Origin of the sequence: Amaricoccus tamworthensis (genome assembly GCF_049800875.1) — a bacterium.
GTDB classification, from domain to species: domain Bacteria; phylum Pseudomonadota; class Alphaproteobacteria; order Rhodobacterales; family Rhodobacteraceae; genus Amaricoccus; species Amaricoccus tamworthensis.
This window is the reverse complement of the sequence record NZ_JBNAFV010000006.1, coordinates 159,432-180,169: the sequence shown is the minus strand read 5'-3', so window position 1 is coordinate 180,169 and position 20,738 is coordinate 159,432. Positions and strand designations below refer to the sequence as shown.

The window sequence follows — 20,738 nt, the reverse complement described above, 5'->3', positions numbered from 1 at the left end:
GCGAGGCCCTGGTACATGTCAGGCGAGACCCAGAACCGCGGGCCGGGAGTTGGTGCCGATTTCCTCGAAGGACAGGACCGGGTTGCGGATGCCCTTGGCCGCCAGAACGGTATGCAGGAAGCGGCGGCGTTTGGTGGAGGTCACAACCGCCGGGTAGCGCCCGGACGCGCCGGCATTGGCGATTTTCTCGGCGATGGAGTTGGCGAGTTTGTTGAACTCGTTGGGCGGCAGCGCCACGTCCACGACGCCGGAGCCATCGGGCAGCTGGAACTTCTGGAACAGCTCCTCCCAGGCCGGGTTGAGCTGGATCAGCGGCACGGCGCCATCGGATTCGGCCACCTCGGCCACAAGCTGGAAGCCGAGGCGGTGGCGGACATGTTCGCAGATCGCCTCGGGGCTGGTGGTCGGCGAGTAGACCTCGCCCACGGATTCCAGGATGAGCGGCAGATTGCGGATCGAGACGCGTTCCTCCAGCAGCAGGCGCAGGACGGCCTGAAGCGTGTCGATGGGGAACTTGTCGGGGATGAATTCGTCGAGGATCTTCTTGTTGATCTCGGCGCGCTTGCGGTCGGAGAGCGAGGTGAACTCGTCCAGCAGGCGGCGCATGGCGCGGCGGTTGAACAGGCGGCCGAAGCAGGATTTGACGATCTCAAGCAGGTGCGTCGCGACGACCTCGGTCGGAGTGACGACGGACAGCCCCATCATGGCGGCCTCTTCCTGTTTCTCCGGGTCGATCCAGCGGGCGGGGGCGCCGTAGACGGGTTCGGCCACCAGGCGGCCTTCGGGCGAGGGCGCCTCGTCGTCGGGCAGGAGGACCAGCACCTTGCGGGTCTCGATGGCGCTGCGGGCGGCTTCGACGCCCTGGATGCGGATGGCATAGGTGCCGTGGGGCAGGGACGGGTTGTCGGTGAGGCGGATTTCCGGAAGGATCAGGCCGAACTCCTGGGCGATGTGGTTGCGCATGTTGGAGATGCGCGCGTCCAGGCCGGTGGCCTCGTCCATGACGACCGGCACGAGGTCGGGGGCGAATTCCATGTGAATTTCGTCCACGTCCAGCAGGTCGCCGAGCGATTTGCTGGTGGCGGTTTCCTCCTGGGGCTGGTCGGAGGCGGCTGCGGCCTCGGCTTCGGCCTTCTCCTGGTTGGAATATGCGACCCAGGCGGCGATGCCGAGCAGGACCGAGCCGATCAGGAAGGGCATGAAGGGCAGGCCGGGAATGAAGGCGAAGATGGCCATGAGGCCGCCAACGGTGGCCAGGGCGATCGGGTACTGGCCCAGCTGGGACATCAGGGCCTTGTCGGTCGAGCCGATCACGCCGCCCTTCGACAGCAGCATCGCGGTGGCGATGGAGATGATGACCGAGGGGATCTGGCTGACGAGGCCGTCACCCACGGTCAGGATGGCATAGGTCTGGAAGGCCTGGCCCACGGGCATGTCGTGCAGCACGACGCCGATGACGAGGCCCATCACGAGGTTCATCAGCGTGATCAGGAGGCCCGCGATGGCGTCGCCTTTCACGAATTTCGAGGCACCGTCGAGGGAGCCGAAGAAGGTGGTTTCCTCCTGCTCGATTTTCCGGCGTTCGGAGGCCTGCTGGTGGTTGATGGCGCCGGCGGCCATGTCGCTGTCGATGGCGAGCTGTTTACCGGGCATTCCGTCCAGAGCGAAGCGGGCGCCCACCTCGGCCATGCGGCCCGCGCCCTTGGTGATCACGATGAAGTTCACGATCAGCAGGACGGTGAAGACCACGAGGCCGAGGAAGACCGAGCCGCCCATGATGAACATGGCGAAGCCCTCGATCACGTTGCCCGCCGCGTCGGTGCCGGTGTGGCCCTGGCCGATGATGAGTTTGGTGGAGGACACGTTGAGCGAGAGGCGCAGCATGAGGCTGGCCAGCAGAACGGTCGGAAAGGCGGAAAAATCCAGCGGGCGCTGGATGAAGAGGGTGATCGTGAAGATCAGAATGGCAATGCCAAACGACCCGGCCAGCCCGAGGTCGAGGACCCAGGACGGCATGGGCAGGACCATCATCACGATGACGGCCATGAGCGCCATCGCGAGGAGCACGGTGGGCTGGTAGAGGGCGGTGATACTAAAATTCGTTGGCATTGCTGGATGGGCTTTCAAACAGGCCGGCCGAAGGTGCGGTCAGCAGCGGGCTGGAATCGTTAAGCAGGGTCGTTCCGGAATTCAGCAGTGAGCCGTTTGCCGGGAGGAACATGGAGCTTCCCACCGATCCGGCGGTGGGTTCGGGGGGCGGTCCGGCGAGGCGGCGGCGTTCCTCCTGCGCCAGGCGGTTTGCCTCGCGCCGTGCCATGCGGCGGGCGCGGCTGGAGGATTCCGTCAGCGCGGTGGTGCGGAAGGTGAACTCACCCTGGGGCAGGCTGAGCGCGTCCGGGGCCGTCTGGGCCAGCAGACGGTCGAACCGGGCACGGTATTTCGCGGCGAGTTCCGGGGTCAGGGAGTGGTAGGCGCCCGCGGCCTCCGACCAGCTGCCGCGTTCCTCGTAGAGGGTGCGGAGGAACTGTGCGGCGTAGGTGGCCGTCCATTCGGGGTCGAACATGGCCTCCAGTGAGGGGAAGGCGTGGCCGTGCCAGCGGTAGTTGATCTGGACGCAGCCCACGTCGAAGCTGTTGCGGCCCGCGGCGACCGAGCGGCGGGCGAAGTCCAGCGCGTCCTGGCCGTTGTCGAACCAGTGGCTTTTGCCCTCGCGGTTGATGGCCCAGGGCCAGGGGCGGAGTTTGCCGCCCGTTTTGCGTCCTGTTTCCGTGAGGGAGATGGCGTGCAGGATTTCCACCGGCACACCACCTCGTCTCGCGCCATTGATGATGGCCCGCTCACAGAGTACGGCGTTATAGTCCCCGTCATCAGCGCGCGCGGTGTCGGCCGACGAAACAAGCGTCAGCATCAGCATGGCGCTGAGCCTTATGGCAGCACGGGGCAGCATTTGGGATTCTCCTCAAATTCGCCGAATGCGTTAATCTCTAGGAGTTTGTGGTTACCAGGAGGTTAGCGAAAATTGTCGTCAAATGAGGGGGAATCGGGGATGGGAGGTGGAACCGTGCATGCGGTGGACCGGGGGTGCATGTCCATTTCAACCGTCCCGCCCGGCGGCGACGCCGGGCAGCGCAGACCTCTCCCATGGGATGCGCTCACGCGCCTCCCGAGGTCCGCGATGCCCTCAGAAGATGGGCGGGGACGTAAGCAGAGGGAGTTTACAGAACGCGGTTGAGGAAAGCGGTTTGCGCTTTGACGGCCATGTTGAATTCGTCGCTGCCGTGCCAGAGGAGGCCGAAATGGCCGCCGGGGATCTCAATGAATTCCTTTTCCCCGGGGATGAGATCGAACACGGCGCGCTGGGCGGCGGGGTTGCAGTGAACCATCTCGTCGTCTCGGCCGATCATCATCTGTACCGGCATGGTAAGGCGGGTGGCGGTGACGAAGGGGATGCAGGGGACGGGTGTGTCGGGGATGACCCGTGTGGCGCGGTTTTCCCAGCCGCTGCCGTGGCGGCCGCCGTATTCGATGAACCAGCGGAACGCCTGGATTGGTGTGAGCAGGGACGGGGTGTTGAGCTGGTCGGCGGATACCACGGGGATGGGGCCAGTGGTCTGCTCCGGGCCGCCGGAGACGTCGCCGCCGTTGAAGATTTCGCGGAGCGTGGCGAAGTGGGTTTCATCGAAGGTGGTGTCGGGGATGGCGACGCCGCAGACCGGGATCTGGGCGATTACGGCTGCGACATTGTCGATGAGGGCGGCGGCCACGAGAACGAGACCGGCGGAGAAGCTGTCGCCCCAGAGGATGACGGGGTGGTCGGGCCGGTTGCGGCGCAGGAAGCGCGCGGCATCGCGGTAGCCGCGGGCCTGGATCCAGGGGTTGATCTCCTGGCGCGGTTCACCGCCGCTGTGGCCGAGGTTTCGGTGATCGTAGAGCAGCACGTCATGACCGGCCTCAAACAGGGCTTCGGCATAGTGGTCGACGCCCATGGTGATCGTGGCGGAGGTGCCGTGGGTCATGATGACCGTGGGGCGGCCGGTGTCGCCGTGGGTGTAATGGCGTCCGCGCAGGTCCGCGCCTTCGGAGGGAAAGCTGACGCTGGTATACATGGGGCCCTCCGGCAGTGTCGCTTGTGTCAGTTGGAGTCGGGAATGACGGCGTCGACCTCAATCTCGACCAGCCATTCGGGGTTTACGAAGCGGGTGACGGCCATGATGGTGTCCACGGGCCGGGCGTTGAGGCAGTAGTTTTTGCGCGCTTCGATCGCGTCTTTCCAGGTGTCGATGTCGGTGAGGATGACGCGGGTGCGCACGATGTCCTGAAGGCCGGAGCCCGCCTGTTCGAGGGCGGCTTTGATGATCTCGAAACACTGTGTGGTCTGGGCGTAAACGTCTCCAATGCCGACGGTTTTGCCCTCCGCGTCCACGGGGGCGGTGCCGCCGACGGAAATCCAGGGGCCGACGCGGACGGCGCGGCTGAAGCCCACGACCTCCTCCATCGGATTTCCGTTGGAGATGAGCTGTCGCATGGTCCGGTCCCTCCCGTTTTGGCGGGAGCATAGCCTGGAACCAGGGTTTTTGCCACGTTGGAGCGAGAGCCCGGGATGCGTCTGTTAACCAACTGTTAACCAAATCGTTGCCTCGCGGGCGGCCTGGTGGAATCCTGCGCCTGTTTTGGGGGTTGGATGTGTATCGATTTTTACCACAGCGTATTGCCTATGGACGTGCGGTCCGGGACGAGGCCGAACGGTTGATTTACCTGCACGGTTTTGCGGCGCGGGAGGAGGCCAAAAAACTGGTGCGGGAGCAGGGTGGAGATGCGGAGGATGCGGCGTTTTACCGCTTCGTCGCCGCACGGGTGGACAGAGTACTGGGGCATGGTCCCTGGGCGGTGGATTACCGCGAGCGGGCCGGGATGCGCGGCGCCTCCTGAGGCGGGCCTTTATTCGTCGCAGAGTTCCTCAAGCGCCTCGAGGTCGGTGACGACCATGGTGCGGCCCTCCATGCGGAGGATGCCGTCCTCGACCATGGATTTGATCTGGCGGTTGACGTTTTCGCGGGCGAGGCCGGAGATTTCGCCGATGTCGGACTGGGAGAGCGTGACCTCCATGCGGACGTCGCCGTTTTCGTCCTCGGCGCCCCATTTCGAGGCCATGATGGTCAGGCAGCGGGCGACACGGGCGCGGGCGTTGATCTGTGTTTGCAGCTCGAACATGCCCACGGCCTCGCGGACACGGCCGCAAAGCCCGGCGATCAGGGCCATTGTGGTGTCGGGGCGGGAGGTGAGGAAGCGCACGATGGTGGCCCGCGACAGGGCGAGCATCCGGAGTTTGGTGCCCGCGACCGCGTCGGCGCTGCGGGTGCCGTTGTCGAGCAGGGCGATCTCGCCCAGGATCTCGCCAGGACCCATGTGGTTGAGGACCGAGCGGCGGCCGCCGAGGGAGGTCAGGCTGATCTCCACCCGGCCCTCCTCGATCACGTAGAGGGTGTCGCCGGGGTCGCCGCGCATGAAGATCGTGGTGCCGGCCTTGTAGTCGCGCGTGTGCCCCAGGGCCAGAAGCTCGCTGCGGTCCTCCGGGGTCAGGGCGTCGAGGAAGGCGCTGTTACGGGGGCTGTCGCCGGTGTCGGAATCCATCATGTCACCGTTTGTTGCCGGAACCCGTCAGTGTCCCGTCCCTGAAAATACCGGCTCAGTGTAGCGCGGTTTTCGGGAGGGTCGATGCGGAAAACGGGTTGAAACCCGGAGCGCGGTTTCGCGGACTGGTGGAATTTTGCGGCCCTTCGGGGTGTGGCGGGTTAAGCACGTGGGTTAACCCTTTGCTAACAAACGCATTGATTCAAATTTTAGTCGGGTGCAGGATCATCCCATCTTTCGTGGGGGAAAAATTCATGTTTCCGAACTTTGCCGATCGCATTGCATATGGACGCAAAATTCAGTCCGAGGCGGAAAATCTTGTGGTGTCCCATGGTGTTCACGCCATTCAGGCCGCATCGGAGCGGGCGCGGGCACCTGGTCTGACCATGGATGACGAGGCGTTTCGCCGGGCCGTTGAGGAGCGGGTTGCCCGTCTGACCGGCGCTACGCGCCGCGATCGGGTGGCCTGAGGCCGCCGTTTACCAAAGCTCCGGCCGGTTCAGGGCCGGAACGCAGCGGGATGGACCGGCGAGGGGGTCGCCGGAACCCGTGAGAGACTGCCCAAGCCAGCCGATGGGCTGCGACAGAGGCAGGGGCGGCGCCGCGAAATCCGTGGTGATCTGCCGAAACCCCGTTCTGATATAATAGTCCGGATCGCCATAGGTGGTGACGTAATCCGTGCCGTTGCGGCGGAGCGTGTCGAGGCCGTGGGTGATGAGTTTTGTGCCGATGCCGGTTTTCTGATGGTCGGGTCGGACCGCGACGGGTGACAGGATGAAGACCGTCCGGGTGTCCTCCGGGTAGGTGAGCCGCGAGAACATGATGCAGGCGGTGAGGCCGTCGCCGTTATGTGCGGTGAAGACGTGGAGGTCTTCGGGCGGGGTGGTTTTCATCAGATTGGCGGCGAGAGTGCCGACGGCGCGGCCCTCGTCAGGGCCTTCGGATGCGGTGAAGGTTTCCGTGAAAACTTCGGTTATGTCCTGTTCGAGGCCGGTATGGCCTGAGCGGATGTCCATGGGTCGCCTCCGGATTGGTCGGTCGTGTTTTAGTCGCGGGACTGCTGCGGGGCCATCCCTTTTGTCCACCGGGCGTGGTGACTGCGGACCCTGGTTGAGTTGGCCTGGGAAGTGGGGCAGTGTGCCGGCCTTGGGGACGAAACGCTTTGGGACATTATGAAAAAGTCAGGAAAAACAATCATCACCTGTGCCGTGACGGGTGCCATTCACACGCCATCCATGTCGCCGCATCTGCCGGTGACGGCGGAGGAGATTGCGGATGCGGCCATTGGTGCGGCGGAGGCCGGGGCCTCGATCGTGCATCTGCATGCGCGCAATCCCGAAACCGGGCAGCCGGACCAGACACCGGAAGCGTTTGAGCCGTTCCTGCGGGTGATCCGGCAGCGGTCGAATGTTGTGGTGAACCTGACCACCGGCGGGTCGCCCTATATGAGTGTTGAGGAGCGGGTGAAACCGGCGGCGACCTGGCAGCCGGAGGTCGCGTCCATGAACATGGGGTCGATGAATTTCGGCCTGTTCCAGATGCTCAACCGGTATAAGGAGTTTGACCACGACTGGGAGCGGGATTTCCTGGAAGGCTCCTGGGATCTGGTGTTCCGCAATTCGTACAAGGACATTCGATACGCGTTCGAGACCCTGAACCGGACGGGTACGCGGTTTGAGTTTGAGTGTTACGACACGGCTCACCTCTATAATCTTCACTACTTCTATCGTGAGGGTTTCGTGGAGGGGCCGCTGTTTATTCAGACCGTGTTTGGCCTGATGGGCGGGATCGGGGCCCATGAGGATGATGTCTGGCACATGAAGCGCACGGCGGACCGGCTGTTTGGGGACGACTATGTCTGGTCTGTGCTTGGGGCCGGGGCCTCGCAGATGCGCATTGCCGCAATGGCGGCGGCGATGGGCGGCAATGTGCGGGTTGGCCTGGAGGACTCTCTCTGGGCGGGGCCGAAGCGGCTGGCGCGGTCCAATGCGGAACAGGTGGAGATCGCGAAAACGCTGATCGAGAGCCTTGGCGGTTCGGTCGCGACACCGGATGAGGCGCGGGAGATCCTGAACCTCAAAGGGGGCGACAGGGTCGCGTTTTAGGAGAGTTTCGCGCGACGTCGAAAGCGGGCGGCCTGGGGCTGCCCGCCTGGGGTCATGCGGGTGCGGACCGGGGGTGATTCGCGGCGCGTATGACCGTTTTGCCAAATTTTTGCCAAATTTGATTCGCAGGCCCCTGGAGGCACGGTTTCGTTCGTGCGGGAAGTTTTCGGATTGCGCGTCCGGAGTGTTCACATCCGCAAAAAAACGAAAATGGTTTACCCTGACTGAGGCGATGGCGACACAAAAAGATTTGGTGTTAACCGTCCGTTTTCCAAGAGGTTGTTAGAATTTGAAACAAGGCGCATCATTCCCTTAGTCGGAAGGAGTATTAACGATGATGTTGTTTTTTAAGGACCGCTCTGTTTATGCGCGCGCCGTTCGTGACACCGCTGACAAACTGCTCGCGGCACACGGAAAAGTTGCGGATGTGGAAGCCTGGAAGGCGGCGCGCATGCCCAGCCTGACCAAGTCCGAGCGGTCCTACTGTGAGGCGGTGGCCATCCGCGTTTCACAGCAGTTGGGTAACGCTCCGGCTGCGGCTGGCTAAACTCCCTGGAGGCGGGGTCTGAACCGGTCCTGGTTCAGACGTCAACGCCCTCTGCCGGCGCCCACCGGAATTCGGCGCGGACCAGTCCGTGATCGGTTGCGGTTCGGGTCTCTACCGGCACATGGTCGTTGTAGTATCTCTGCTCCTGGAAGGACCACAGGCGGTTGTCTGACCAGTCATAGAACTGTTCAGACACCATGATGTGGTCGATAACCTCGCGCACGTTTCGATATTCGTGCGTGTAGTAGACGTCACCCAGTGACCTCAGTTTTTGCAGGGCGACGGCTGAATAGAGGCCGTCATCATCGCGTTTTGCGGCACGGCTTGTAGCCACCACCCGGAAGCTTGGCTGTCCGGTGAGGATGGCGAGCGTATTTGAGTGCTCGCTGTCGTTGAGATCGCCCAGAACGGCCACGGGGCGGTCATTGTCCTTCATGGTTTCCGTGAGAATGATGCGCAGGGCCGTGGCCTCCGCGATGCGGCGGATGGTTGAGAGCGCGGTGCCGAGGGCGGCGCGGTGCGGCTGGATGGCCGGGTTGCGGTATTCCTCATTGTCGAGCGGTGTGGCCAGTTTGGATTTCAGGTGGGCGCAGAACACCTCCATCGGCGGGACGGAGGGGCGTGTGGCGCGGGAGTGGCCGATGGTGACCTGAAGGACGGAGCGGGAGAACTCGTCGATATCGACCTGGACGCGCTCGTCCTCCTGGCTTGGCACGAAGGCGTCGTCATCCTCGGCCGAGACCTCCGCGTCGGCGAGGGGTGGCTCCTCGCGGATGTTTTCCATGGAGCGTTTGCGTTTGGCGAGCCGCATGGAGCCGGGGAAGGCTTTGTGGCGGGTGGTGGCGAGGATCTCCCAGGGTTTGCGCACGGCGCAGGCGACGGCGACGCCGTCCCAGTCGCCTTCCCTGATGAAGGCGAGGTCGTAGTCGTCCTCCATCGCGGCCGTGCGGATCATTTCGCGCAGGGCGTCGGCGGACCAGACCTCCTGGAAGGCGACCACGTCGGCATTGAAGGCGCGGAGGCGGTCGGCCTGCCACCAGATTTTCTCGGCATATTCAGCGTCCGTGTAGGGGCGGCTTTGCGGGTACATTGGCCCGCCGGGAAGCTGAAGGTTGTGGAGGTTGAAGCTTGCGAAGGTAATGTTTCGCATGTTGAGGGCCATGATCGTCACTCCCTTTTTGACCGCGCGGATGCGGGTCGTGCCGGGTCAGCATAGCAAATTTGGGGCTTTGGCGCATTGCCGGTGTTTTGCTTGACGTGATACCTTATGGTTTCATATATATGTGATACCAAAAGGTATCACGAGGGAATCGCTATGGACGTGCAGAACGTGTTCAGGGCGCTGTCGGACCCCACGAGACGGGACATTCTGATGATGCTGGCCGAGCGGGAGATGTCGATTGGCGAGGTGTCGGAGCGCTTCGAGATCACCCGTGCGGCGGTCAAAAAGCACCTGATCATCCTGCGGGAGGGCGATCTGATTTCGGTGCATTCGCGGGGGCGGGAGAAGGTCAACCGGCTGGAACCCGATGCCCTGCGCGGTGCAGCGGACTGGATTGGGTATTTCAGCGGCTTCTGGGATGGGCGTCTGGCTGCGTTGCAGGAGGCGGTGACAAAGGAGATGGAGGAGAGGAAAGATGACGATGACTGAGACCATGCGGCCGGAAGTGGCAGCTAACAGGGATGTGATCACCAAAACCGCGTTTTTCGACGCGCCACGGGAAGTGGTTTGGTCGTTCCTGACTAACACGGAGAAGCTGGGGCGCTGGTATCATCCGGCGCGGCAGGATTTGGCCGAGGGGCGGGATTATACGCTGACGCGCGCCGGGGATGATGGCGGGCAGGTGGCCCTGATCTGGGGGCGGGTGCTGGAGATGCGGGCGCCGTCGCTCCTGCGGGTGACGTTTGTGATCGAGGAGATGGGCACCGCGGATACGGAAGTGACGTTCATTCTGGAGGAGGCGCTGGGCGGGACGCGGCTTACGCTGCTCCATGAGGGTGTCGAGGCCGCGATGGCCGGGCGGGCGCTGGGGCTGCTTGGGCATCTCGACCCGGGATGGGACGAGCACCTTGGCAGCCTGCGCGCGGCGGTGAGGTCCCGCTAGCCGCGAATGGCCTTCAGCATTACGTCGACATTGGCCGGGTCGGCGTCGGGGGTGATGCCGTGGCCAAGGTTGAAGATGTGGGGGCCGCCGGAGAAGGCCTCCACGATGCGTTTGGTCTGCGATGTCAGCGCGTCGCCGCCCAGGACCATCAGGAGCGGGTCGAGATTGCCCTGGACGCAGAGTTTGGGCTGGAGTGTGCGCGCGGCCCAGTCCGGGTTGACGGAGGTGTCGAGAGCCACGCCGCTGATCCCGGCCTCATTGACGTAATCCACATAGCTGCCGCCCGCGCCACGGGGGAAGCCGATGATCGGCACGTCCGGGTGTTTTGCGCGGATTGCGTCGACGATGCGTATGACCGGGGCGATGGCGTAGCGGTGGAATTCGCCCCCGGGCAGGGCGCCGGCCCAGCTGTCGAAGATTTTCACGACCTCCGCGCCCGCTTCGATTTGCTTGAGCAGGTAGAGGGTTGTGGCCTCGGTAATGCGGTCCATCAGCGCGTCGAAGGTCGTGCGGTCGGAATACATCAGCCGGCGGGCGGGGGCCTGGTCCGGGGTGCCGCGACCGGCGATCATGTAGGTTGCGACGGTCCAGGGCGCGCCGGCGAAACCTATCAGTGTCGTCTCGGGCGGCAGTTCCGATGAGAGGCGGCGCACGGTCTCGTAGATGGGAGAGACGGTTTCGTGGACAGCGTCGGCCGGTTTGAGTTTGGTGAAATCATCCGCGTTCTGCACGGTCGACAGGCGCGGGCCCTCGCCCTGGACGAATGTAAGGTCGGCGCCGAGGCCCTGGGGGACCAGAAGGATGTCGGCAAAGAGAATGGCCGCGTCAAACCCGTAGCGTCGGATGGGCTGGAGCGTGACCTCGGTGGCGAAGTCGGGGTTGTAGCACAGGTCGAGGAAGGAGCCGGCGGTCTGGCGGGTGGCACGGTATTCGGGCAGGTAGCGACCCGCCTGGCGCATCATCCACACGGGCGGTGTGGCGAGTTTTTCCCCGCGCAGGGCGCGCAGGATTGTTTTGTTGCTCTGTGTCATCGGGCCACCCCACTTGCGAATATGCGCGCGCGACCTTACCGATACGGGCCGGAATGAAAAGGGATATGAGGCCGTAATGGGTATTGAGCTGCCGTCACCTGACCAACCGCTGCGCATCGGGACGCGGGGCAGCCCTCTGGCACTCGCCCAGGCGCATGAGACACGTGACAGGCTGATGGCCGCGCATGGCCTCCCGGAGGACGCGTTTGAGGTCGTGGCGATCAAGACCACCGGCGACCGGGTGCAGAACCGGCCCCTTTCGGAGATCGGGGGCAAGGGGCTGTTCACCAAGGAGATTGAGGAAGGTCTTCTGTCCGGCGCGATTGATATTGCCGTTCATTCGATGAAGGACATGCCGACGGTGCAGCCGGACGGCCTGGAACTGACCTGTTATCTGCCGCGTGAGGACGTGCGGGACGCGTTTATTACCCTGGGTGAGGGTGGTCTGGCTGACCTGCCCGCCGGTACGGTGGTGGGCACGTCGAGTTTGCGCAGGCGGGCGCAGCTGAAATATCGCCGTCCGGACCTGGAGGTGGTGGAATTTCGCGGGAATGTGCAGACGCGGCTGAGGAAGCTGCGTGAGGGTGTGGCGTCTGCGACGTTTCTGGCGATGGCCGGGCTGCGGCGGCTGGGGATGGAGGATCTGGCAACGCGGCCGATTGAGCCGGACGACATGCTGCCCGCGGTGGCGCAGGGGGCGATCGGGATTGAGCAGCGGTTGGATGACGTGCGGGTATCGGAGATGCTCGGGGCGATTGACGATATTCCGACGCGCCAGCGGCTTGTGGCGGAACGGGCGTTCCTCGCGGGTTTGGACGGATCGTGTCAGACGCCGATTGGCGGGCTCGCGGAGATTTCGGGCGAGGGGCTGCGGCTGCGCGGCGAAATTCTGCGGCCGGACGGGTCGGAATGCCTGACTCACGAGATAGAGGGCGTCATTGCCGATGGCGCGGCGATGGGCGCGGAGGCGGCGTCGGTTCTGAGGGCGCGGGCCGGTGAGGGGTTCTTCGGTTAAATTCCCAGATACTGCCGGATTGATGGCAGGAAGGCGGCGGCGACCAGACCGATGAAGATGCCGGTGGCGAAGCGGGCTCCGCGGGTGCGGACGAACGGGGCGAACATGCTGACGAGGCCGCAAACGAGTCCGTAATAGGCGAGGGTGACGGGGTCCAAGGTGGGCTCCTTCGTTCAGGGTGCGTGTGTGGTGTCGGGGTCCGGGTCGTCGATGCCTTCCGGGTCCAGGGCCCGTTCGATCCAGGATTCGAGCGCGTCGTAATCCTCGAATGCGAAGGCGCCAAAGCCCTGCATCCAGATGAAAGCGTTCTGGAGTCCGTCCGGCTCCAGGCGGCAGGTGCGAATGCGGCCCTGGCGGTTTTGGGAGACGAGACCGGCGCGACCGAGGATCTGGAGGTGTTTCGAGACGGCGGCGAGCGACATGGGCAGCGGCTCGGCCAGGTCGCCCACATTTCTCTCTCCGTCGAGCAGGGTGCGCAGGATGGCGCGACGGGTCGGGTCGGCTAAAGCGGCGAAGATAAGATCGAGGTTGTGCTCGGCGGGGGCGTCCATGGTGTCACCAAGCCCGCGCCTGGAAAAAAGTCAACCATTTGGTTGAATGAAGCCCGGGTTGCGGCGGGGTGGGGAATCCCTGCCATTGCGGCGCACAAAAAGCCGAAGCCGGATTCCGCCCGTTTCAATTTTTCCATTTAAATCAGATATTTGACCCATGTCGTGTGATGGCCTCAAATACTTGACACCCCTTTGGACCATGCTTTAAGACCCCTACTCAGTCGAACCTGGGGCAGCGGTTGTCCGGTTCGGGAGTTTCAGGGGGAAGGCGATGGAGAGGGACACCCTTTCGGAGCGTCTAAAGGCCCTGGAGGCCCGGGTGAACGCAACCGGATCCAGTGGCGCGGGGCGGAAAAACTCGGCGCAGGGGAAATACACGCAGAGCTCTCTCGCCTGGCGCATGGTGACGGAGCTCGTGTCGGGGATGCTTCTCGGGTTGGGCATTGGTTTTGGGCTGGACAGCCTGGTGGGGACGGAGCCGCTGTTTCTCATTCTGTTTGTCCTGCTGGGCTTTGCCGGTGGCGTGCGCGCGATGATGCGGACCGCCGACGATGTCCGAAAGAAGAAGTCCGAGGGCGCTTTGCTGTCCGGGGACGACGACGGATCCGGCCCCGAGGGGTCAAACTGAATTTACCGGCCCGGCGGGTCGATTGGGAAAGCTGAGAGAGGCACATGGCAGGCGGAGCAGATCACGGCGACAGCCAATTCAACATCCATCCCATGGATCAGTTCCGGGTTGAGCCGCTGTTCGGTTCCGGTGAGGTACACTGGTACACCATCACCAACGCGACCCTGTGGATGTTCCTGACCGTTGGTGCGATCACGCTTCTGATGGTGTTCGGCTCCCGCGGCCGTGCCCTGATCCCGTCCCGTGGCCAGTCCGTGGCCGAGATGACCTACGGCTTCGTGCGCAAGATGGTCGAGGACGTGGCCGGCAAGGAAGGCGCGAAGTACTTCCCCTACATCATGACGCTGTTCCTGTTCATTCTCGGGTCCAACGTTCTGGCGCTTCTGCCTGGCAGCTTTGCCGCGACATCGCACATTGCGGTGACCGCGGTTCTGGCCGTGGCGGTGTTCGTGACGGTAACCGCAATTGGTTTCGTCAAGCACGGCGCCGGTTTCCTGAAGCTTTTCTGGGTGTCGTCGGCACCCACCGTGGCGCTGCGGATCGTTCTGGCGATCATTGAGTTGATCTCCTATTTCGTCCGTCCGCTCAGCCATTCCATTCGTCTCGCCGGTAACATGATGGCGGGCCACGCGGTTCTCAAGGTTTTCGCCGGTTTTGCCGGTGCCCTTGGGGTCGGTGCCGTTATTCCGATCGCCGCCATTGCGGCCATCTACGGTCTGGAACTTCTCGTAGCCTTTATTCAGGCCTACGTGTTCGCGATCCTGACCTGTGTGTATCTCAACGACGCGCTGCACCCCTCGCACTGAGGGGCGGAGCCGCACTTAAATTCAGCCATTCCAAATCCAGAGGAGACACGACATGGAAGGCAATATCGCAGAAATGGGTCAGTTCATCGGCGCAGGCCTCGCATGCATCGGCATGGGTGGCGCAGGCATCGGTGTGGGCCATGTTGCCGGCAACTTCCTGTCCGGCGCATTGCGCAACCCCGCTGCTGCTGGTGAGCAGACCGCGACCCTGTTCATCGGTATCGCGTTTGCGGAAGCCCTGGGCATCTTCTCGTTCCTCGTTGCACTTCTTCTGATGTTTGCGGTCTGATCGCAGCAACGGAAAAATGCCGCACGGGTTTTCCGTGCGGCCCGTCATGGACGGAGTGAAATATGGCGAACACTACAGAAGCTGCTGATCATCTTGGCAACGAGGTACTGCATGAGGCGGAAGCCGGCATGCCGCAGCTCGATCCGAACATCTTTCCCAACCTGATTTTCTGGCTGGTGGTGTCGATTGTCCTTCTGTACCTGATCCTGACCAAGGTTGCCCTGCCGCGTCTGAACAGTGTTCTGGCGGAGCGCAGCGACGCAATCTCCAACGATCTGGAACAGGCACAGCTCTTCAAGAAGCGGGCAGAGGACGCGGAAGCCGCGTACAATGCCTCGCTGGCCAAGGCCCGGGAAGAGGCGCAGCAGATTGCGGCCGACACCAAGGCTGAGATCAACCGCGAGCTTGGGGTTCTGCTGGAAAAGGCGGATGCCGAGATTGCCGCGAAATCCGCGGAATCGGAGCGTCGCATCGCCGAGATCCAGGAAAGCGCCGCAAAAAGCGTCGAGGACGTGGCAAAGGAAACCGCAGCCGAGATCGTTGCGTCCTTCCTGCCCGGTGGAGCCGATCAGGCTGCCGTGGATTCCGCCGTGTCCGAACGGGTGAAGGGATAGTTCGATGGAAATTCTCAACAACACCACGATTGTCGTTGCCATCGGATTTGTGATCTTTGTCGGTGTGCTGATCTATTACGGCGTGCCCGGGCTTCTGCTTGGCAAGCTGGACCAGCGCGCCGAAGGCATCCGTGCCGATCTGGACGAGGCCCGCGCCCTGCGTGAGGAGGCCCAGACCCTGCTTGCGAGCTATGAGCGCAAGCAGAAAGAGGTCGCCGCACAGGCCGAGGATATCGTGACCGCCGCCCGCAAGGAGGCCAAACAGGCTGCCGAACAGGCGAAGGTCGATATCGCGAAGTCGGTTGAGCGTCGTCTGGCCACCGCGTCCGAGCAGATCGATGCCGCCGAGCAGGCCGCGATCCGTCAGGTCCGTGACCGGGCGATCAATGTGGCGGTTGCCGCGGCGAGCGACGTGCTTCGTACGAAGATGAAGGAAATGGATGCCGGTCCGATGATCGACGCATCCATCGAGGAAGTTGGTGCCAAGCTGCACTGATGGTCCGGCCGGTGTCCGGTGGACGTGACTTCTGGCCCAGGCCGGTCACGGAAACCTGACTGACGGATTTCAGGAATCAAGGAACCGCCCGCATCCCGGGCGGTTTTTTCGTTGAGGGTTTGACAACATGGGTGTGCGTGATGCCTGCCCGGTGTCGAACCGACAACTGAGCCATCACACCGACTTCCGGATACCGGATGGCAACCCGCAGGGTAGCCGACGTGAGGGCGCGTCCCGTTTCCGGTGGCATGAAAGGAAAGGAGAAGGACGATGACGACCGACACCATTCCGACCAAAACCCGGCAGGGGCTGGAGTCTCCGCTGGCCGGGCTCCACGCGACGCCCGCCGCGCCATTGCCGTTTCTGGACGGTATTCTGGTCCGGTCCTTTTTGCTGGAGCGGGAGCAGGGGAACATCCTGATTTACCACTCACCGGGGATCAATGCGGCCTCGGAGGAAATTCTGGAGCGCGGACGCGCCGATCGCCTGCTGATCAATCACTGGCATGAGGGCATGTACGACGCGCCGGAGATGGACGTGCCGATATTCGTGCATGAAAAGGACCGGGAGCAGACCGACCTGCCGATTGCCGGTACGTTCTCACGGCGGGAGAAGATCGCGGATGACCTGGAGGTTATTCCGACCCCGGGCCATACACCGGGCGCGTCGATGTTTCTCTGGGATAATGGCCAGCACCGGTTTCTGTTTTCGGGCGACACCGTCTGGGTGCGTGACGATGAATGGCAGGCGGTGGTGCTGAGGGAAAGCGACCGTGATTCCTACGTCGCGAGCCTGTCTCTGATGATGCAGCTGGATTTTGACTACCTGGTGCCGTGGGGCGGCCGCGTTGGTCAGCCCTGGGGGTACGAGGTTGACCACATTGAGGCCCAGGAAAACCTCGAGCAGGTATTCAGTCGCGTTGTTGCGGGGGAGAACGGGTAGGCAGGGGTTTCCTGCTCACATTGCATAAAACAACAGAAAAAGAGCCCGCGCGGCAGCGGGCTCTTTTGGTGTTCTTGTCGGGCGCCGGTAAATCAGGCGTTCGGCGTGATGATGATTTCCACGCGGCGGTTGGCGGCGCGGCCGGCTTCGGTGTCGTTGGTGGCGACCGGCTGGGTCATGCCGCGGCCGGAGGAGAAAATCCGGTTCGCCGGGGTGCCGCTGGCGACGAGGACATTGGTCACCGACTGTGCCCGACGCTCGCTGAGGCCCTGGTTGTAGGAGGCCGAGCCGGTGTTGTCGGTGTGACCGATAACCTGGACGGAGGTGTTCGGGTAGTTCTGCAGGCTCTGGGAGACTGCAACGATCTCGTCCCGGATGCTTGGGCGCAGGTCGGCGCTGTCGACGGCGAAGGTGATGGCCTCGGGCATGGAGACGATCAGGCGGTCGCCGGTGTTGACGATGGTCGCACCGCTGCCGCCGATGGACTGTTCAAGTTCCGCGGCCTGCTGGTCGAGTTGGTAGCCTACGCCGGTGCCGAGCGCGCCACCGATGACGCCGCCAATAATCGTGGCTTCGGTGTCGCCACCGATCAGGTTACCGAGCGCGGCACCTGCGGCCGTGCCTACAGCGGCGCCGGTTCCGGTGCGGTTCTGCGATCCGTCCGGGTTGGTACAGGCTGCAAGTGCGATGGCCGATACGGCAAGTACCGGCAGTGTTTTTGTGAGTTTCATTTGGCTGCTCCGCCTCCTCGTTCTGTATTATGGGGCGGTCTATAGCATTTTGTATTCGGCCGAAAAAGCGGCATGTGGGCGGCGTTTGATCAAAAGGCCGTATATCGGCGGGTGTCTGCGCAGGTTTAGGTCAGGCAGCGCCCTCCAGCCGGGCGGATTCCCAGGCCAGAAGCGCCCGTTTGACGCCCAGGCCCCAGTGGTAGCCGCCCAGGCCACCGGATTTGCGGAGGGCGCGGTGGCAGGGGATGAGCCAGGAGACCGGGTTGCGGCCCACGGCGGTGCCCACGGCGCGGACGGCTTTGGGGCTGCCGATGGCCTGTGCGATGTCGGAATAGGTGGTGACGTGGCCGCTGGGGATTTGCAGGAGCGCCTCCCAGACCTTGATCTGAAAAGGCCCGCCGATGAGGTGCAGTTTTGTGTCGCCGGTCATGGTGATGGCGGCCTCGACCCAGGGGCGCACGGCATCGGAGTTTTCCCGGAAGGTCGCGGCGGGCCAGCGGGAGGTCATGTCGTCCATGGTGGTTTCCCGGCCCTGTTCCGCGGCGAAGGCGAGACCACAGAGGCCGCGATCGGTGCCCATGGCGAGCGTGTCGCCAAACGGTGTGTCGAACCAGCCCCAGTTTATGGTGAGCCCCGCGCCGCCGCGGGCGTATTCGCCCGGGCTCATGGCTTCCCAGCGCAGGAAAAGGTCATGCAGGCGGCTGGAGCCGGAGAGGCCGGTGGTGTGGGCGGTCTCCAACAGGCTGTGACGTTCGGTCAGCAGGGATTTGGCGTGGTCGAGAGTCAGGTACTGCTGGTAGCGCTTGGGGCTGACCCCGGCCCATTGCGAGAACACGCGCTGGAAATGCGAGGGGCTGAGGCCAACGCCGGAGGCAACCTCCTCGAGCGACAGTTTCTCGGCGCTGCGGTCGGAGATTTCCTGGATGGCGCGTTCAATGACGCCGTAGTGGTAGCTGTTTTCGGTGTTCATCGTTTTGGTCCGGTTTCGGGTGTTGTTGGCAGATTAGTGTTTGGGGAGGGACGTGCCACCCGATTCCTGCGCAATCGGCTTGCGGTTTCGCCTGTGACCGTGCCAATTGGCGGCATGCCGGATCAACTGGATTACAATACGCTCAACGAGATCTTTCACCGTTTCCATGCCTCGGAGCCGGAGCCGAAGGGTGAGCTGAACCACGTGAACGCCTATACCCTGCTGGTGGCGGTGGCGCTGTCGGCGCAGGCGACGGACAAGGGCGTGAATCGGGCGACCGAGGAGCTGTTCAAGATCGTCGACACGCCGCAAAAGATGCTGGATCTGGGCGAGGACGGGCTGATCGGGCACATCAAAACCATCGGCCTCTACCGAAACAAGGCGAAGAACGTCATGAAAATGGCGCGTATTCTCGTGGACAAATACGGCGGTGAGGTGCCGTCGTCGCGGGCCGCTTTGGAAGGTCTGCCCGGGGTCGGGCGCAAGACGGCGAATGTGGTTCTCAACATGTGGTGGCAGATGCCGGCGCAGGCGGTGGACACGCATATCTTCAGGGTTGGAAACCGCACCGGGATTGCCAAGGGCAAGGACGTGGTGGCCGTGGAACGGGCGATTGAGGACAATATCCCGGCGCCGTACCAGCTGCACGCGCATCACTGGCTGATTTTGCATGGGCGATATGTCTGCAAGGCGCGCAAGCCCGCCTGTGCGGCCTGCATCATCCGCGACATCTGTGACTTCGAGGAGAAAACGATTTGAGCAAACCCTGGCAGGTTGTCGGTATCGGCAATGCGATTGTGGACGTGCTGACGCAGATTGAGGACAGCTTCCTGACCGAGAACGGTGTGGAACGGGGGATCATGCAATTGATCGACCGGGACCGTGCGGTGGAGCTGTACTCGAAAATGGGACCGGCGCGGGAGATCTCCGGGGGGTCGGCCGCGAACACGATTGCGGGGCTGGCGGCTCTGGGTACGCGCACGGCCTATGTGGGCAAAGTGAAGGACGACCAACTTGGCGAGATTTTTGCCCATGACATGCGCGCGCAGGGGGCAGGGTTCGAGACGCCGCTGGCGCCGAAGGATCACGAGCATGAGACCGGGCGCTGCATGGTCCTGGTTAGCCCGGACAGCGAGCGGTCGATGAATACCTATCTGGGTGTGTCGGAGTTTTTGGCGCCTGACGATATCGACGAGCACCAGATGGCCGGGGCGGACTGGATTTTCCTTGAAGGCTACCGGTTTGACGGGCCGGACAGCGTGGCGGCGTTTGCCAAGGCGATCCGGGCGACCAAAGCCGCCCAGGGGAAGGTGGGCATTACCCTGTCCGATCCGTTCTGCGTGGAGCGGCACCGGGACGAGTTTTTGCGCATGATCCGCAGTGATGTGGATCTGCTGGTGGCCAATGAGCATGAGCTGAAGTCGCTCTACCAGACGGATGATCTGGATGCGGCGATGCGGTCGGCCCAGGCGGATGTGCCCGCGACGGCCTGTACCGTTGGCGAGAAAGGCGCGCATATCCTGGCGGGTGATCTGCACGAGCATGTGCCGGCCGAGGCGGTGAATGTGGTCGACGCGACCGGGGCGGGTGATCTGTTCGTGTCGGGGCTGATGTATGGCATGACGACCGGGCGGGACTGGAAAACCTGTCTTCGCATGGGTTGCGTGGTCGCGGGTGAGGTCATTTCGCATATTGGTGCGCGTCCGGAGGCGGATCTGCGGGACCTGATGGCGAAAGAGGGGCTGCTCGCGGGTTGAGCGGCGCGTTTTTCGCTGGAAGGGCATGGTGCGTCCGTGCAGGATGCGGCCAAACCCGGACCCGGGCCGCGGGCCGGGAATGGCCTGACTTACGGGGAGAATGCGACCATGCCCTACGACTATGACGATCAGAACGTTTTTGCCAAAATCCTGCGGGGGGAGATCCCCAACAAGACGGTGCATGAGACCGAGCATACGCTGGCGTTCCATGACATTTCCGCCCAGGCCCCGGTGCATGTTCTGGTGATCCCCAAGGGCGCTTACGTGAATTTCGACCATTTCGCCTCGGAAGCGAGTGATGCGGAGATCGTGGATTTCAACCGCGTGGCGGCGAAGCTGTGTTCCGAGCTTGGCGTGGCGCCGGGGGCGGATGGCGGTGGTTACCGGCTGATTGCCAATTCCGGGGAGGCGGGTATCCAGGAGGTGCCGCATTTCCACCTGCATATTCTGGGTGGCCGGGTGCTGGGCCGGATGCTCGAGCGCGCCTGACGGTTGCGGGCCGGGCCGTGGATGGCCCATT

At 63.3% G+C, this 20,738-nt stretch carries 28 protein-coding genes; 16 read left to right on the top strand and 12 right to left on the bottom strand.

Features of this window, described 5'->3' with window-relative positions:
* Window positions 1–18: 18 nt before the first annotated feature.
* From flhA to ACP15P_RS12620, 4 genes are all read right to left on the bottom strand, one after another.
* Window positions 19–2,109 carry a flagellar biosynthesis protein FlhA gene (flhA, locus tag ACP15P_RS12635; RefSeq protein ID WP_424928826.1) on the bottom strand — a complete coding sequence of 697 codons (2,091 nt, stop codon included), beginning with the start codon at window positions 2,107–2,109 and terminating at the stop codon, window positions 19–21.
* Window positions 2,093–2,947, bottom strand: a complete 855-nt coding sequence (locus ACP15P_RS12630; RefSeq protein WP_424928825.1) for a lysozyme family protein — start codon at window positions 2,945–2,947, stop codon at window positions 2,093–2,095. The genes flhA and ACP15P_RS12630 overlap by 17 nt, the downstream gene beginning before the upstream one ends.
* A gap of 268 nt (window positions 2,948–3,215) precedes the next feature.
* The gene (locus tag ACP15P_RS12625; protein WP_424928824.1) at window positions 3,216–4,106 is read right to left on the bottom strand and encodes an alpha/beta hydrolase; all 891 of its coding nucleotides are present in this window, start codon (window positions 4,104–4,106) and stop codon (window positions 3,216–3,218) included.
* A gap of 26 nt (window positions 4,107–4,132) precedes the next feature.
* Window positions 4,133–4,525, bottom strand: a complete 393-nt coding sequence (locus tag ACP15P_RS12620; protein ID WP_424928823.1) for a RidA family protein — start codon at window positions 4,523–4,525, stop codon at window positions 4,133–4,135.
* A 158-nt stretch (window positions 4,526–4,683) separates the two neighbouring features.
* Between ACP15P_RS12620 and ACP15P_RS12615 the strand changes: the two genes are divergently transcribed.
* Window positions 4,684–4,929 (top strand): hypothetical protein, encoded by a 246-nt coding sequence (locus ACP15P_RS12615; protein WP_424928822.1) that lies wholly within the window; start codon window positions 4,684–4,686, stop codon window positions 4,927–4,929.
* Between the two features lie 9 nt (window positions 4,930–4,938).
* Here ACP15P_RS12615 and ACP15P_RS12610 read toward each other — a convergent pair whose 3' ends face one another.
* Window positions 4,939–5,634, bottom strand: a complete 696-nt coding sequence (locus ACP15P_RS12610) for a Crp/Fnr family transcriptional regulator (RefSeq protein ID WP_424928821.1) — start codon at window positions 5,632–5,634, stop codon at window positions 4,939–4,941.
* Between the two features lie 251 nt (window positions 5,635–5,885).
* Between ACP15P_RS12610 and ACP15P_RS12605 the strand changes: the two genes are divergently transcribed.
* Window positions 5,886–6,101: a hypothetical protein gene (locus tag ACP15P_RS12605; protein WP_424928820.1), complete on the top strand. Its 216-nt coding sequence runs from the start codon at window positions 5,886–5,888 to the stop codon at window positions 6,099–6,101.
* A gap of 9 nt (window positions 6,102–6,110) precedes the next feature.
* Here the strand turns inward: ACP15P_RS12605 and ACP15P_RS12600 are convergent, their stop codons facing one another.
* A complete protein-coding gene (locus tag ACP15P_RS12600) occupies window positions 6,111–6,647 on the bottom strand; it encodes a GNAT family N-acetyltransferase (protein ID WP_424928819.1) in 537 nt (178 codons plus the stop codon).
* 156 nt (window positions 6,648–6,803) lie between these two features.
* On the opposite strand from ACP15P_RS12600, the gene kce reads away from it, so the two are divergent.
* Complete coding sequence (gene kce / locus ACP15P_RS12595) at window positions 6,804–7,736, top strand: 3,5-dioxohexanoate:acetyl-CoA acetone transferase (RefSeq protein WP_424928818.1); 933 nt, start codon at window positions 6,804–6,806, stop codon at window positions 7,734–7,736.
* Window positions 7,737–8,070: 334 nt separating this feature from the next.
* Entirely contained in the window at window positions 8,071–8,283 is a 213-nt protein-coding gene (locus ACP15P_RS12590; RefSeq protein WP_424928817.1) for a hypothetical protein, read from the top strand.
* Window positions 8,284–8,317: 34 nt separating this feature from the next.
* On the opposite strand, the gene ACP15P_RS12585 is transcribed toward ACP15P_RS12590, so the two are convergent.
* Window positions 8,318–9,445, bottom strand: coding sequence for an endonuclease/exonuclease/phosphatase family protein (locus ACP15P_RS12585; protein ID WP_424928816.1), 1,128 nt, complete (start codon window positions 9,443–9,445; stop codon window positions 8,318–8,320).
* Window positions 9,446–9,598: 153 nt separating this feature from the next.
* Here ACP15P_RS12585 and ACP15P_RS12580 point away from each other — a divergent pair, with 153 nt between their 5' ends.
* On the top strand, window positions 9,599–9,934 hold the full coding sequence (locus tag ACP15P_RS12580; protein ID WP_424928815.1) for an ArsR/SmtB family transcription factor: 336 nt from the start codon (window positions 9,599–9,601) through the stop codon (window positions 9,932–9,934).
* The gene (locus tag ACP15P_RS12575) at window positions 9,921–10,388 is read left to right on the top strand and encodes an SRPBCC family protein (RefSeq protein ID WP_424928814.1); all 468 of its coding nucleotides are present in this window, start codon (window positions 9,921–9,923) and stop codon (window positions 10,386–10,388) included. Before ACP15P_RS12580 ends, ACP15P_RS12575 begins: the two co-directional genes overlap by 14 nt.
* Here the strand turns inward: ACP15P_RS12575 and hemE are convergent.
* A complete protein-coding gene (gene hemE, locus ACP15P_RS12570) occupies window positions 10,385–11,419 on the bottom strand; it encodes a uroporphyrinogen decarboxylase (RefSeq protein WP_424928813.1) in 1,035 nt (344 codons plus the stop codon). The two genes, ACP15P_RS12575 and hemE, sit on opposite strands and share 4 nt — an antisense overlap.
* Window positions 11,420–11,495: 76 nt before the next feature.
* On the opposite strand from hemE, the gene hemC reads away from it, so the two are divergent.
* Window positions 11,496–12,434 (top strand): hydroxymethylbilane synthase, encoded by a 939-nt coding sequence (gene hemC / locus ACP15P_RS12565; RefSeq protein ID WP_424928812.1) that lies wholly within the window; start codon window positions 11,496–11,498, stop codon window positions 12,432–12,434.
* On the opposite strand, the gene ACP15P_RS12560 is transcribed toward hemC, so the two are convergent.
* A complete protein-coding gene (locus tag ACP15P_RS12560; RefSeq protein ID WP_424928811.1) occupies window positions 12,431–12,592 on the bottom strand; it encodes a hypothetical protein in 162 nt (53 codons plus the stop codon). The genes hemC and ACP15P_RS12560 overlap by 4 nt on opposite strands.
* Before the next feature lie 15 nt (window positions 12,593–12,607).
* Complete coding sequence (locus ACP15P_RS12555) at window positions 12,608–12,985, bottom strand: ArsR/SmtB family transcription factor (RefSeq protein ID WP_424928810.1); 378 nt, start codon at window positions 12,983–12,985, stop codon at window positions 12,608–12,610.
* A 271-nt stretch (window positions 12,986–13,256) separates the two neighbouring features.
* Here ACP15P_RS12555 and ACP15P_RS12550 point away from each other — a divergent pair, with 271 nt between their 5' ends.
* The 6 genes from ACP15P_RS12550 to ACP15P_RS12525 all read left to right on the top strand — a co-directional run bounded on the left by ACP15P_RS12550 (window position 13,257) and on the right by ACP15P_RS12525 (window position 16,760).
* Window positions 13,257–13,613, top strand: coding sequence for an AtpZ/AtpI family protein (locus ACP15P_RS12550; RefSeq protein ID WP_424928809.1), 357 nt, complete (start codon window positions 13,257–13,259; stop codon window positions 13,611–13,613).
* Window positions 13,614–13,657: 44 nt separating this feature from the next.
* Window positions 13,658–14,419 carry a F0F1 ATP synthase subunit A gene (locus ACP15P_RS12545; protein WP_424928808.1) on the top strand — a complete coding sequence of 254 codons (762 nt, stop codon included), beginning with the start codon at window positions 13,658–13,660 and terminating at the stop codon, window positions 14,417–14,419.
* A gap of 52 nt (window positions 14,420–14,471) precedes the next feature.
* The gene (locus ACP15P_RS12540; RefSeq protein ID WP_112322316.1) at window positions 14,472–14,708 is read left to right on the top strand and encodes a F0F1 ATP synthase subunit C; all 237 of its coding nucleotides are present in this window, start codon (window positions 14,472–14,474) and stop codon (window positions 14,706–14,708) included.
* 62 nt (window positions 14,709–14,770) lie between these two features.
* A complete protein-coding gene (locus ACP15P_RS12535) occupies window positions 14,771–15,322 on the top strand; it encodes a F0F1 ATP synthase subunit B' (protein ID WP_424928807.1) in 552 nt (183 codons plus the stop codon).
* 4 nt (window positions 15,323–15,326) lie between these two features.
* Window positions 15,327–15,818 carry a F0F1 ATP synthase subunit B family protein gene (locus ACP15P_RS12530; RefSeq protein WP_424928806.1) on the top strand — a complete coding sequence of 164 codons (492 nt, stop codon included), beginning with the start codon at window positions 15,327–15,329 and terminating at the stop codon, window positions 15,816–15,818.
* Window positions 15,819–16,088: 270 nt separating this feature from the next.
* Window positions 16,089–16,760, top strand: a complete 672-nt coding sequence (locus ACP15P_RS12525) for an MBL fold metallo-hydrolase (RefSeq protein ID WP_424928805.1) — start codon at window positions 16,089–16,091, stop codon at window positions 16,758–16,760.
* 92 nt (window positions 16,761–16,852) lie between these two features.
* On the opposite strand, the gene ACP15P_RS12520 is transcribed toward ACP15P_RS12525, so the two are convergent.
* Window positions 16,853–17,491, bottom strand: a complete 639-nt coding sequence (locus ACP15P_RS12520; RefSeq protein ID WP_424928804.1) for a YiaD family glycine zipper/OmpA-like lipoprotein — start codon at window positions 17,489–17,491, stop codon at window positions 16,853–16,855.
* Window positions 17,492–17,621: 130 nt separating this feature from the next.
* Window positions 17,622–18,461, bottom strand: coding sequence for a methylated-DNA--[protein]-cysteine S-methyltransferase (locus ACP15P_RS12515; protein WP_424928803.1), 840 nt, complete (start codon window positions 18,459–18,461; stop codon window positions 17,622–17,624).
* A 114-nt stretch (window positions 18,462–18,575) separates the two neighbouring features.
* On the opposite strand from ACP15P_RS12515, the gene nth reads away from it, so the two are divergent.
* The 3 genes from nth to ACP15P_RS12500 all read left to right on the top strand — a co-directional run bounded on the left by nth (window position 18,576) and on the right by ACP15P_RS12500 (window position 20,707).
* The gene (nth, locus tag ACP15P_RS12510; protein ID WP_424928802.1) at window positions 18,576–19,220 is read left to right on the top strand and encodes an endonuclease III; all 645 of its coding nucleotides are present in this window, start codon (window positions 18,576–18,578) and stop codon (window positions 19,218–19,220) included.
* Window positions 19,217–20,218 (top strand): adenosine kinase, encoded by a 1,002-nt coding sequence (locus tag ACP15P_RS12505; RefSeq protein WP_424928801.1) that lies wholly within the window; start codon window positions 19,217–19,219, stop codon window positions 20,216–20,218. The genes nth and ACP15P_RS12505 overlap by 4 nt, the downstream gene beginning before the upstream one ends.
* Before the next feature lie 108 nt (window positions 20,219–20,326).
* Window positions 20,327–20,707: an HIT domain-containing protein gene (locus ACP15P_RS12500; protein WP_424928800.1), complete on the top strand. Its 381-nt coding sequence runs from the start codon at window positions 20,327–20,329 to the stop codon at window positions 20,705–20,707.
* Window positions 20,708–20,738: the final 31 nt, after the last annotated feature.